This window comes from Parazoarcus communis, assembly GCF_003111665.1.
Taxonomy (GTDB): Bacteria; Pseudomonadota; Gammaproteobacteria; order Burkholderiales; family Rhodocyclaceae; genus Parazoarcus; species Parazoarcus communis_B.
This window is the reverse complement of record NZ_CP022188.1, coordinates 3110541-3123288: the sequence shown is the minus strand read 5'-3', so window position 1 is coordinate 3123288 and position 12748 is coordinate 3110541. Positions and strand designations below refer to the sequence as shown.

The 12748-nt window shown below is 61.3% G+C and carries 10 protein-coding genes and 1 tRNA gene; 5 read left to right on the top strand and 6 right to left on the bottom strand.

Annotation, left to right across the window (positions count from 1 at the left end):
• Positions 1-77: 77 nt before the first annotated feature.
• Positions 78-4187, bottom strand: coding sequence for an autotransporter outer membrane beta-barrel domain-containing protein (locus CEW87_RS22890; protein ID WP_159098167.1), 4110 nt, complete (start codon positions 4185-4187; stop codon positions 78-80).
• Positions 4188-4628: 441 nt separating this feature from the next.
• Here CEW87_RS22890 and CEW87_RS22440 point away from each other — a divergent pair, with 441 nt between their 5' ends.
• Entirely contained in the window at positions 4629-5288 is a 660-nt protein-coding gene (locus tag CEW87_RS22440) for a hypothetical protein (protein WP_159098166.1), read from the top strand.
• Positions 5289-6185: 897 nt separating this feature from the next.
• On the opposite strand, the gene CEW87_RS14210 is transcribed toward CEW87_RS22440, so the two are convergent.
• Positions 6186-6262: transfer RNA gene (locus CEW87_RS14210), tRNA-Arg, on the bottom strand.
• A 313-nt stretch (positions 6263-6575) separates the two neighbouring features.
• On the opposite strand from CEW87_RS14210, the gene CEW87_RS14205 reads away from it, so the two are divergent.
• Complete coding sequence (locus tag CEW87_RS14205) at positions 6576-7115, top strand: gamma carbonic anhydrase family protein (RefSeq protein ID WP_108973979.1); 540 nt, start codon at positions 6576-6578, stop codon at positions 7113-7115.
• Here CEW87_RS14205 and CEW87_RS14200 read toward each other — a convergent pair.
• The gene (locus tag CEW87_RS14200) at positions 7070-8005 is read right to left on the bottom strand and encodes a DMT family transporter (RefSeq protein ID WP_108973977.1); all 936 of its coding nucleotides are present in this window, start codon (positions 8003-8005) and stop codon (positions 7070-7072) included. The two genes, CEW87_RS14205 and CEW87_RS14200, sit on opposite strands and share 46 nt — an antisense overlap.
• Positions 8006-8174: 169 nt before the next feature.
• On the opposite strand from CEW87_RS14200, the gene CEW87_RS14195 reads away from it, so the two are divergent.
• The 3 genes from CEW87_RS14195 (at position 8175) to CEW87_RS14185 (ending at position 10064) form a co-directional block, all read left to right on the top strand.
• Positions 8175-8870, top strand: coding sequence for an SIMPL domain-containing protein (locus CEW87_RS14195; RefSeq protein ID WP_108973975.1), 696 nt, complete (start codon positions 8175-8177; stop codon positions 8868-8870).
• A gap of 55 nt (positions 8871-8925) precedes the next feature.
• The gene (locus CEW87_RS14190) at positions 8926-9543 is read left to right on the top strand and encodes a C40 family peptidase (RefSeq protein WP_108973973.1); all 618 of its coding nucleotides are present in this window, start codon (positions 8926-8928) and stop codon (positions 9541-9543) included.
• 89 nt (positions 9544-9632) lie between these two features.
• Positions 9633-10064 carry a cyclic nucleotide-binding/CBS domain-containing protein gene (locus CEW87_RS14185; RefSeq protein ID WP_108973971.1) on the top strand — a complete coding sequence of 144 codons (432 nt, stop codon included), beginning with the start codon at positions 9633-9635 and terminating at the stop codon, positions 10062-10064.
• Between the two features lie 21 nt (positions 10065-10085).
• Here CEW87_RS14185 and ftsB read toward each other — a convergent pair whose 3' ends face one another.
• From ftsB to kdsA, 3 genes are all read right to left on the bottom strand, one after another.
• Positions 10086-10385, bottom strand: coding sequence for a cell division protein FtsB (gene ftsB / locus CEW87_RS14180; RefSeq protein WP_108951120.1), 300 nt, complete (start codon positions 10383-10385; stop codon positions 10086-10088).
• Positions 10386-10492: 107 nt separating this feature from the next.
• Entirely contained in the window at positions 10493-11776 is a 1284-nt protein-coding gene (gene eno, locus CEW87_RS14175) for a phosphopyruvate hydratase (protein ID WP_108973969.1), read from the bottom strand.
• A 126-nt stretch (positions 11777-11902) separates the two neighbouring features.
• On the bottom strand, positions 11903-12742 hold the full coding sequence (gene kdsA / locus CEW87_RS14170) for a 3-deoxy-8-phosphooctulonate synthase (protein ID WP_108973967.1): 840 nt from the start codon (positions 12740-12742) through the stop codon (positions 11903-11905).
• Positions 12743-12748: the final 6 nt, after the last annotated feature.

Genomic DNA, 12748 nt, shown 5'->3' with positions numbered 1-12748 from the left:
CGCGACTTCGCACGACACACCGCCATGCAAACAGATCCCCCTTCTAACCAACCAGGACAATCAGCCGCTTAGCCTGTCTAGAACGGAACATGCAGCTTCAGAAGCACGGCATGGGAACTGGAGTTGTCGGAGAACTGCCCGGTGTAGCCCAAACGCAGGCTCGCGCCTTCGCGCTTTATCACGTCCATCCCCATCGACAGATCTACAAAGGTTCTGTCACCCTCAGTTTCGATCGTGAACGGCGCTACGCTGGCGGGAGCTCCCTGCAGTCGGGCCGTCACTCGGCGCTTGTTGTCTGTCAGATAGCGCGTGACGCCGATCCGTGCATAAGGCCGAATCAGGGTGCCGGTGTCGCGCCGGACCTCACTACCAAACTCGATCGCCGGCTGCAGAGTGACCAAGGTCTCGTCGTCACCGTCGACCGTCAGGTTCGCACCGCCCGCCCCTTTCTCTTTGAAGCCCTTGCGGTGCACCTGAGTAACCCCAAGGTCCACGAGCGGACGGACGTAGCGATTCGGCTCCTGCTCAAAATCGTGGCTGATCCGGCCGTGAATCGAAGCGAAGTAGATATCCTGCTTGCTGCTGGCAGAGACCCCTGGCGTCGGCAGGCTTACGTCGCGACGAGTGTCGTACCAGCCGTAGCCAGCGCTGACAGACCCGGACACCATGGTGGCATCGTAGCGCCGCTTGAGAATGAGACCGCCCTCGACCTGTTTGCCACCAATATTGGTCAGGGATGCGTCAAGATCAGATTGCTGAAACGACAGACCGTAGCCAACATGGGTGTCGGCAGCAAGCTCCTGCTGCACTCCACCTGCTATCGAAAAAATATCAAGCCGATACCCGGGGCTCCTGCGGGTATCGTCCCGGCTGCGAGTAGCACCATCCACCCTTAGCCAACGGCACTCCCCTTCCCTCACGAAGCGGTGATCGCCATCCTGTTGCCGACAACTGTGCATGGCATCATTGAACGCCACACTCGCAGCCGCTGTTTCGGTGGTCAGGGTAGCCAAGGATTCCGGAATCAACTGCTGATAAGCGGCATTGAGGCTCAAAGCATCCGGCAGGTCCACCAGTGCCGCCGCGATTGGTGCGAAGCTCTCCGACCCGCCGGCACGCTGAATGGCGCTAACATGCTCCGCCACATGGAGGGCATTGCTACTGAACGCCCCCACTGGCCCCGGGGTGAAATCAACCTCGTAAGGAAGCGTAATGCCGTTGGCCGTAACCCGTGGACTGCCGTAGCTGACGATAGCCGAGGCCGGCGCATCGAACAGCAACCCAGCGTCAGCCAGACCACCGGCCGCACTGATAAATGCACTTTCACGACTCCCGGGAAGTGCTCGGCCACTCTGCATCGGCCGCACTTTCAACTCACCGGCCAACAGCGCCGTGCCGCTAATGTCCAGACGGTCGCCAGCCCCGCCCGACAGATCGATATCGATGACCATCGTACCGTCAGCCGCCTGCCGAAAACTTGACGTCAGTGCGGTCGCCTGAGCCTTGCCGATACCACCAGGTGACAGGGTGCCGGAACTATTCAGCCCTGTCCCTGCACCCAAATCAACGACCTCGCCGGACTCGAATACAGCGCCATGATGGTTGGTGAATCGATTGACACCACCGCCAAGCATGACGCTACCGCTGACGGTACCGTAGTTGTCAACGGCCTCGTTCTGATCGCCGCCAACGATGGCATTGCCACTCAGAGCCGAAATCATTCCGCGGTTCAGCAAGGTGTTGTCCTTGCCGTCAAGGAACTTCACACCAGCGCCTTCACCCGAGCCACCGCGCACGCCACCACTGTCGATCTTGATGGCGACATTTCCTGCGCCGGCTTCACCACGGGACTGGGCGAGAATACCGACTGAATCGACGCCCTGCGTATCGATGTTGCCGCTGAGAGTGACGGTAGTGTCGGCGCTCTTGCCAGCGTAGGTCCCAATAACGAACGTAACGGGTGGTAATCCGGGAATCACTTCAACAAGCTTCGTCAAATCACCCGCCAGGCCAGCAGCACTCTGCGCGAAAATTCCATGCGCATTCTCGCCATGAGTAATAACGTTACCCGAATGCGATACCTCTACCACCCCGGCAGCCCCATACCCGCCGACGCTACCCGCAAACATTCCGTCTACCCCGCCACGGACGCCGCCTCCGCCGCCAACACTCTGAGCAAAGATACCTATGGCGCTGGTGCCGTAGGTCGTGAAATCGCCAGAGCTGAGCACCGTCACCAAACCGCCGTCACCTCCGCTGCCGCCATCGCGACCGAATGCAGCACCAAAACCAATGCTGTCGAGATCCGAAAAGCCGCCGCCAATGCTACCAGCCTGGCCGCCACCGCCGCCGATGCTCTGTGCATAGATACCATAGGCGCCTGCGCCCGAGGTAACGATCCTGCCACCATGAACAATATCCACCTCGCCGCCGTTGCCCGCAGCACCGCCGGCACCGCCGATGGCGATTTCGCCGAGGAGCCCGATTCCAACGTCCGCATCCTCGCCCTGTCCCTTACCTTTGGCATAGGCTTGTGCCTCTCCGCCGCCGCCACCTATGCTTTGCACAAAGATCGCATGTCCTTCAAGGCCTTTTGTGCTGATATCACCCTGGTTATCGACACTTACCTTTTCACCGTCTGCACTGACTCCACCGCTGGCACCAACGGTGACCGACAGGCTATGTGGCACCAGACCGCTCAATTCGCCTTCCTTGTATGCCTCGTGAAGCGTCTTGGCAATCTCCAGCGCACTAAGAACGTCCCCCGCAGCATCCACCCAGTCGCCGACCTTGCCCAAAATGCCATCGACAAGGCTGCCACCGCCACCTCCGACACTCTGTGCCAGTATGCCGCGTGAAAGCTCACCCTCGGTGCTGATCGAGCCGCGATTGACAACGCTTACTTTGCCGCCCTTGTTGCCGTCACCTCCATTACCACCAGCGCTCAATTCGATACCCCAGCTTGTGACCTCGGTATCCTTAAGCGGCAACAGACCTGAGCCAGACAGGCTGATCGCCTCGGCACTGCCACCACTACCGCCACCGCCGCCTATGCTCTGAGCGAAGATACCGTGTGAGATGTCGCCGAACGTCCGGATTGCACTGTCGTTGATGACATCGACGGCTCCACCGATGTTGCCTTTTCCACCTATTCCTCCAAATGCACCCGTGAGCGTCAGAGAGGAGTTTTCATCGCCGAGTGCCAGATCATTGTCAAATTTCAGTACGAGACTGGATCCACCCTGACCACCGCCACCACCGATGCTCTGTGCAACGACGCCGTGCGAACCATTTCCATGAGTCTCGATCTGTCCTGAAAGCGGTAAGGTGACGGTCCCTACGCTTACATTTCCACCCGCGCCTCCCTCGCCGCCATTGCCGCCAACACTGAAAGCGCTGGTGATGCTCCAACTCTTGTCCGAACTCCCGGCGCCGAGCCCCACTGCCGTACTGATGCTTGTCCCGCCAGCGCCGCCCCCACCGCCCACGCTGTTTGCATAGATCCCGTGCGAACCGCTACCCCAGGTTGCAAGCACTCCCTGGCTGGCAACCTCCACCGCACCTGCTGCACCGCCCTTGCCACCGTCACCGCCGACCGACAGCGAGAAACTCTTGGGCACTCCACCGAATGCCCCTGCGCCGGAGAAGGCAAAGCCGCCGTCGCCTCCACCGTCGCTGGTACTCTGCGCCCTGATCCCGTGGGAACTCATGCCGTTTGTAGTGATATCAGCCTGGCTAACGACGGTCACAGTGCCTCCCGACCCGCCATCACCGCCATCTCCACCTACACCAAGCGACACCGAAACGGGGCCACTGATGGAAACTGAGGCCGCGACGGCCAGGCCACCAGACCCACCACCACCTCCGATACTCAGTGCATGAATACCGGATGACCAGTCGCCCGTGGTGGCAATCGCACCCCGTATTGGATCCAGCTTATCGCCGACAGTGACAGTGTCCCCTGCACCACCCTCTGCACCTTTTCCGCCAACGCTCGCTGAAATGCTGTAGCCAGTCGAAGCCGCGACGGAAATACTGTTTCCGCCAGACCCACCTCCTCCGCCAATGCTTTCGGCAGCAATTCCCGGCGCCCCGCTTCCCTGGGTACTGACGGCGCCGTCGGCCAAAACGGCAACCTTTCCGCCCTTGCCGCCCTTCTCACCATCACCACCCCTGGCAAAACTCAAGGCGCCTTTGTCGCCAACAGCAATACTGACTGCAAGGCCACCGTTTCCGCCGCCCCCGCCGATGCTGCTACCCTGGATTCCAGTAGCATTCTCGCCAGCGGTGGAAATCGTGCCGCCCCGGCTGTCGACGGTCACATCACCGCCGTCCCCACCTGCACCACCACTCCCCCCCCAGGCAAAGCTGACGTATGCACCCGCGGAAACCGCAGCGCCGCCATTCCCCCCGCCACCGCCGATACTCTCGGCAAGAACAGCCGTGGAACCGTCTGCGAAGGTGGCGACTCGGCCGCGGTTGTTAACACTAACCGTACCGCCCGCACCACCGCTTCCAGCGCTGCCGCCAAATACGTATAGGCCGAGCGCGCTCCCGCCACCCCCACCACCGGTGCTCTCGTCAAAGCCGCCGACACTTCTCGCAAAAATGCCATAAGAATTATTGCTGTGAGTTTCAATCACGCCAAAATTGTTGACCTGTACAAGGCCTCCATGGCCAGCGTTCTTACCAGCACCACCGCTTCCAACCACCAACCCGCCAATTCCTCCGCCGTCACCTCCCAGCCCGCCCTGGCTCTGCGCCAAGACACCATGAGACGCCTCCCCGCGCGTGGAAACATCGCCGTTGTTGGTGAGGATCACCCAGCCACCGTCACCAGCCGCGCCTCCATCGCCACCTTCTGCCGCGCTCAGGCTGCCGTACCCGCCTCCACCATGACCACCGTCGCCACCTTCACTGAGGCCGTACATGCCGTAGGCATTATTACCAAGCGTGACAATGCTTCCAGCGCTGAGCAACGAGACACCGCCACCAAGCCCCCCACGCCCACCGTTCCCCCCGTTTCCGGTGCCTTCCAAACTGTTCCTGCCGTCGCCTCCATTACCCCCGTTACCGCCCCAACTGTGTCCAAAGATTCCGTTGCCGCTTCCACCAGTACTGGCAATGTCGCCAGCAAAGTCGACCATCACATCTCCACCAGACCCAGCATTTCCCCCTTTTCCACCCTGGCCTGGAAAATACTTAAGCCCAGTTCCTTCTCCACCCTGACCGCCATTTCCGCCGCCGGATTCGATATGAATCCCATGAGCAGCATTCCCTTTGGTTGAGACCTGCCACATCCCGCTACGTACGCGGGTTTCCAAGCCGGCACCAGCCCCGCCCGAATGCCCGCTATCGCCGGTAAACTCAAGAAATCCGGAGTCATCTCCTTTCCGTCCGGTACTCCCCAGACTAAAGAATCTGATGCCAACAACGCCATCAACTGGCGCAACGTCAGCAGTCAGGCTGCGAACCTGCAAGACGGACGGACTGGGAGGCGAGTTGATTGTGATTCCAGCAGAGAGATCGCCATCGCAGATCATTTCTCCTGCCACAGTGCTGCAGTCTGCATGGGCGTTCATTGCTGCCAATGACACCACTGCTCCAGCAGCGCGGGCGGTCGCCCTGAGAAACCGGCTGTCGAACGGAAAACCTGAAAGGCCGATCGTTTTCATATCAACTCCTTCCTGTCCACCGCACGTCTGCCAGTGATTAGCGAACGGAATGCGCCCAGCCAAGCCCACACGGAGAAAACCCACTCGGGCGGCGCGATCACGAACGGCAGCCAGTACATGTAACAGCCATTGCGGCAATTAAAGGAGTGAAGACACGACCGGCGTTACGCGGCGCCACCCATCGGATGCCCTCCCTGTACGGCGCCGTTCTCATTGTTTGTAAGGCACCACGACTCAAGCTGCCACGCAAGTAAGCCTGTTGTTAATACTAGACTCCACCACAGGCGCGAGTAAATTCAAGTTCCCCAGGCCGGGTACCCAGGCGCGATGCTCGACGCGCAGGATTACACGGTCAAAGCGTACGAAGCGGAACTAGTGGGCGTGTGACTGAGGCTATCGGGGAACCCCGTCTCTTTGAGCGACGAGGTGAGCAGCAAGGCTAATCGGTGCCATCCAGACGCAGAAAAGCAAAAAGCCAACCCCGAAGGATTGGCTTTTTGCTTGAATATGTGGCGCGCCCGGAAGGATTCGAACCTCCTACCCCTTGGTTCGTAGCCAAGTACTCTATCCAGATGAGCTACGGGCGCTTTGTACTGCTTTTTACTCACTGCCTTGCAGCAGAGAAGCGACATTTTAGAGCATTTCTAACATTTGTCAACTTCTTTTGCGTTTTTTTGAAAACTTTCGTTTTCACCGGAAGACTTTCGTGCTGTCCGTCCAACGCAGGGCGCGAATTATGCATCTACTGCTACTGGAGTGCAAGCGCCCGAACGAATTTATTTTCATGCCCCATTGCGGCACGGCATTCACCTGCTTGAGATACCCACAGCCTCCCCTCCAGTTGCTATGATCAACGCCCCCTAAGCGGCCCGCCGCAGCAACAGGATAGTGAGAATCTGAATGAGCATTTACGCCTTGGGCGATCGCACGCCCCGCCTGGGTGAAGGCACCTGGATCGCACACAACGCCACGGTAATCGGTTCGGTAGAGACCGGGCAGAATGTGAACATCTGGTACAACGTGGTCATCCGCGGTGACAACGACCCGATCGTGATCGGCGACAACACCAATATTCAGGACGGCTCCGTGCTTCACAATGATGACGGCGTGCCGCTGACAATTGGCGCCAACGTCACGGTTGGACACATGGTGATGCTGCATGGTTGCAGCATCGGCGACGGCAGCCTGATCGGCATCAACGCTGTGGTGCTGAACAACGCAGTCGTCGGCAAGGATTGCATCATCGGCGCCAACGCGCTGATTCCGGAAGGCAAGGTGATTCCGGACCGATCACTGGTCGTGGGTTCGCCCGGCCGCGTGATCCGTGAGCTGAGCGACGCCGATATCGCCGGCCTGCGCGCGAATGCCCGCCACTATGTAGAAAACGCGCAACTCTACAAGGCCGAGCTGCGCCCGCTAGAGCCCTCTGCCGCAGCTTGAGGCGCTTGCGCCGTCGCATCCGCTGCAGGAGATGCTTCGGCGCGCGTCAGCCAGATCACCGCTGAAAGAATGACGGCGCCGCCAAGCAGCTGATTTGCCTGTAACGGCTCCGCCAGAAACACCGCTGCAAGCAGCACGGTAACCACCGGTTCGAGCGTGGACAGGGTCGCTGCGTCCGCAGCGCCCAGGCGACGTATGCCGGCAAAGAGGCTGACCATGGCAACGACGGTCGATACCACGGCGATCGCGCCAACCGCCAGCCAGCCTGAAAGCGTCGCCGGAAAGGGTGTCGGGAACGCCGCGGCAATGCCGCCGAAGACGATTGCGGCGGCAAGCATGACGACCGTTGCGGAAGCGATCGGATCTTCGCGGTCGAGCACCAGACTTCCGATCAGGAAGTAGACGGAATAGATCAGCGCCGCCAGCAAGCCCAGCGCGATACCAAGCGGTTCGCCCGACAAGTGGCCGCCCAGCGTCAACGCGGTCCCGACCAGTGCAAGCAGCACTGCACACATGCGTGCGACGGTCAGGCGCCGCCGCAGCAGCACGGCCCCGAGCACCGTGACAAGAAACGGATACAGATAGAGCAGCAGCGCCACGAGACCGGCTGCAGCGTGATTGAGCGCGGTAAAGAAGCTCAACGACTGCCCCACATAGAACAGCCCGCCCATCGCCGCCAGCACGAGCAGATTGCGCCCCCGTGGCCAGCGCCGGCGAGTAATGAGCATGCTCACAGCCAGGACGCTGCCGGCCAGCAGAAAACGCAGAAACAGCACCGCGACCGGCCCGGCACCGTCTGCGTAGGCATAGCGGGCGAAGACCGCCATGGCGCCAAACGCGGTGGCCGACAGCGCGACAAGCAGGACACCGACGAGACGATCGCGATTCATGGGGGCGGGCACAGAGGAAGGACGCGCAAGCATGCCCACCCCCTCGCCACGGGTCAAGATGGGTGAACAGGAAGCCACGCGCATTTACCGTTGTCATTTACACCTGCATACCCGCTTCGGGGCGACGATGCGGTATACATTGCGCTCCTCCCCTTCTCTTGGAGCCCTCATGCGTACTGCCCGCCCGCTGATTGCAGCCCTCCTCGCCGTGACCGCGCTGACCGCCACGGCTGCCAACAACGACACGCCGCCGCTGCGTACCGTGGATCTATCGGCCGAAGCCAGCCAGGCGGCCACCAACGACCTAGGCATCGCCCAGCTCTATGCCGAGCAGTCCGGCCCCGACGCGGCCGTCGTTGCACGCCAGGTCAATCGCAGTATCGCTGCTGCGCTGGAGACGAGTCGTCGCTACGCTGACATCAAGACCCAGTCGGCAGGCACCTCGACCTGGCCTGTATACGCCAAGGGCGGCGGCAAGATCGAAGCCTGGCGCATGCGCTCGGAGATCCGGCTCGAGAGCCGGAACAGTGCGGCCCTGTCCGAACTGGTCGGCAATCTGCAGCGCGAGCTCGCGGTCTCGCAGATCACGCTGCAGCCGGCGCCGGAAACGCGGCGAAAGGCGGCCGACGAGGCCACCGTCGACGCTTTGCGCAGTTTTGAACAGCGCGCCACGCTGATCGCCAGCACCCTGGGCAAGCGCTACCGGATTCATCGTCTTAATGTGTCGGAGTCTGGATATCGACCGCCTGTTTTCGCCAAGATGCGCGGGGCTGCGATGATGGCCGAAGCCGCCCCGGCGCCGATCGAGGGCGGCGAAAGCGAGGTATCCGTCACGGTAAGCGGCAGTATCGAACTGCTGGACTAGACTGAAGCCCCCAAGGGGGTGGACGCGTCTGCGCTGATCGCCTATCTTTCAACGCATGCCGAATTGCCCCCATACCGCTCACATCAGCGCAGCACGCGGCTCTCAGCCAGCACTTGAAGCCTGCACGTCCGCCCCACCCTCTGTCGGGCGGACGCTTTCGTTCACGCTGGCACTTGTGCTTTCGGTGCTCGCCGGCTGCAGCACCACGCCGACATCCGGGCCGGTCTCATCCCTGCCGCAGTCCGCACCGCAAACGCCCGACCGCGATTACTTCGCACTCGACAACTCGGCGCAGACTCAGGAGCTGGTCCTCTACGCGCTCGGGCTGCTCGACACCGGCTACCGCTTTGGCGGTCGCAATCCCGACGCAGGCCTCGATTGCAGCGGCATGGTGAGCTACATCGTTGAGCAGATCAGTGGCCGCAAGCTCCCGCACAACGCCGCGAGCATTGCCGACCGAACCCGCCCCATCGACCCGGCCGAATTACGGCCCGGTGACCTGGTGTTCTTCAATACGCAGAAGAAGCGCCACTCGCACATGGGCATCTATATCGGCGACGGCAAGTTCGTCCATGCACCGTCGAGTCGTGGCGTGGTGCGGGTCGAGCGGCTCGACAACCGCTACTTTGCCCCGCGCATCGACGGCGCGCGCAGCCTGCTCGAAAGCAGCTGACCGGCAGCAGGGGTTTCCCGTCTTGAATGTCGCTGCACTGAAACCTAAGGTGAATAAGCTGCAGGAACCATAACGGAGGAGACACCAAAATGCCGATGAGAAAGGTGGGAGACGTAATTCGGGGCCAGACCGTCGTGACCGCAGCCAGGACGCTGAGCGTGTTCGAAGCCAGCAAGAAGATGGCGCAGGCACGGGTTGGCGCCATCATGGTCGTGGAGGGCGAACGCCTGACCGGGCTGTTCACCGAGCGCGACGCACTGAACAGAGTGCTGGCGACCGGACTGGACCCGACCCGAACGACGCTGGCCGATGTGATGACCACCACGCTGCAGACCATCGATGCCGAACAGCCACTCGGGCACGCCATGCACCTGATGTTTGAAGGGGGCTTCCGGCACGTCCCGGTGGTAAAGGGCGACCGCCCCATTGGCATGGTTTCGGCGCGTGACGCACTCGGAACCGAAATGATTGCGTTCGAACAGGAGCTTGAGCAGCGGGCATCGATCACCGAACTGCTGTAGCGCCGGCAAGCCCGCGCAAAATTACTGAACCGGCTCCGGCCGGTTCGTTGCTTTCTGGGGGATCTGCACAAAGATCTCACCCTCGCGCGTCAAGCCAAGTTCGTAGCGCGCGCGCTCTTCGATGGCGTCATTGCCCGACTTGAGGTCGCGCACCTCTTCCTCGAGACTGGCATTGCGCTGCTCGAGGCGGTAGTTCTCGTCGCGCTGCGCCTGCAGCTGCCGGTCAACGTCCCACACACGCAGCCACCCACCCTTGCCCAGCCAGAGCGGGTACTGGAGCACGACGACCAATACGGCAAGAATCATTACAGGCCAACGCATGTCGACATCAGGCGCCAAGAAAAACATTCATAGAATAGACAAAAGGCCGGCGGATTATCCGTCGGCCTTTCCTCGGGATCAACGCGGCCGCAGCCGCGTCAGCCGGATCAGCGCAGATTGTAGAACGCGCGCGTACCCGGGTAGCTGGCGGTATCGCCGAGATCTTCCTCGATGCGCAGCAGCTGGTTGTACTTGGAGATGCGGTCCGAACGCGACAGCGAACCGGTCTTGATCTGCATCGCACGCAGGCCGACAGCGATATCGGCGATGGTGGAGTCGTCGGTTTCACCCGAACGGTGCGAGATCACTGCGGTGTAACCCGCCAGCTTTGCCATCTCGACGGCAGCAAAGGTTTCGGTCAGCGTACCGATCTGGTTGATCTTGATCAGGATCGAGTTGGCCACGCCCTGCTCGATACCTTCGGCAAGAATCCGGGTGTTGGTCACGAACAGGTCGTCACCCACGAGCTGGACTTTCTTGCCCAGACGCTCGGTCAGATGCTTCCAGCCAGCCCAGTCACCCTCGGCCATCGCGTCCTCGATCGACACGATCGGGAACTTGTCGCACAGCGTTGCCAGGTAGTCGGTAAAGCCTTCAGCGGTCAGCGACAGGCCTTCGCCCTTGAGCTCGTACTTACCGTCCTTGTAGAACTCCGAGGCAGCGCAGTCGAGCGCGAGCAGCACGTCACGACCCGGCTCGTAGCCGGCGGCGATGATGGCTTCCTGGATCAGGTTGAGCGCTTCTTCGGTGCCGGACACGTTGGGTGCAAAACCACCTTCGTCGCCAACGGTCGTCGGGTAACCCTTCTTGTCGGTGATCTTCTTCAGGTGATGGAAGATCTCGGCGCCACAGCGCAGGGCTTCGCGGAAGCTGGTCATGCTCACCGGCATGATCATGCATTCCTGGATGTCCAGGCTGTTGTTGGCGTGCTCGCCGCCGTTGATGACGTTCATCATCGGCACCGGCATCACCATCGGGCTTGCACCGCCGAAGTAACGGTACAGCGGCAGACCGGCCTCTTCAGCCGCAGCCTTGGCCACCGCCATCGACACTGCCAGCATGGCGTTTGCGCCCAGGCGGCCCTTGTTTTCGGTACCATCGAGCTCGATCAGGGTGCGATCGATGAAGGCCTGCTCTTCGGCGTCGAGGCCGATGATGGCTTCGGCGATCTCGGTATTGACGTTCTCGACCGCGCGCAGCACGCCCTTGCCGAGGTAGCGCGCCTTGTCGCCGTCACGCAGTTCGATGGCCTCACGCGAGCCGGTCGACGCACCGGACGGCACTGCAGCCCGGCCCATGACGCCGGATTCGAGCAGCACGTCGGCTTCGACGGTGGGATTGCCACGGGAGTCCAGAATTTCGCGGGCGATCACATCAACGATTGCACTCATTTTCGTTCCTGTTTCAGTTACGGATTTTGAATCTGTCGTATCCCGACCAGACACATGCGGCGCGAATTAGACACTGCATCCACAAGTCATGTCGACTGCGGCAGCGCGGCATCGCGTCTGCAGACTTCAGAGTGTCTGTTCGAGCAAGGGGCCGGCCTTGACCAGCGCATCGATCTGCTTGAGCGTGGCCAGCAGGGCTTTCATCTTGGGCAGCGGCCATGCATTGGGGCCATCGGACAAGGCTTTTGCCGGATCGGGATGGCTTTCCATGAACAGGCCGGCCACGCCAACCGCAACCGCCGCCCGCGCCAGCACCGGCACGAACTCGCGCTGACCGCCCGACACCGAGCCCTGCCCGCCCGGCAACTGCACCGAGTGAGTAGCATCGAAGACGACCGGGCAACCGGTTTCGCGCATGATCGCCAGCGAACGCATGTCGGAGACGAGATTGTTGTAGCCGAAAGACACACCGCGCTCGCACACCATGATGGTGTCCGCGCCGCCATTGGCTTCGCGCGCCTTGTCGACGACGTTCTTCATGTCGCCCGGCGCCAGAAACTGCCCCTTCTTGATGTTGACCGGCTTACCCGAGGCGGCAACCGCATGGATGAAGTCGGTCTGGCGGCACAGGAAGGCAGGCGTCTGCAGCACATCGACAGCGGCCGCCACGGCGGCGACCTCTTCGATCGCATGCACATCGGTGAGCACCGGCACGCCGAGCTGCTTCTTGACGTCGGCCAGGATCTCCAGCCCCTTGTCCATGCCCATGCCACGATAAGACGTGCCCGAGCTGCGGTTGGCCTTGTCGTAGGAAGACTTGTAGATGAAGGGGATGCCGAGTTCAGCGCAGATCTCCTTCAGCGCCCCGGCGGTCTCGAACGCCATGTCCCGCGATTCGATCACGCACGGCCCGGCGATCAGGAAGAAAGGCTTGTCGATACCGACGTCAAATCCGCAAAGCTGCATGCCGTA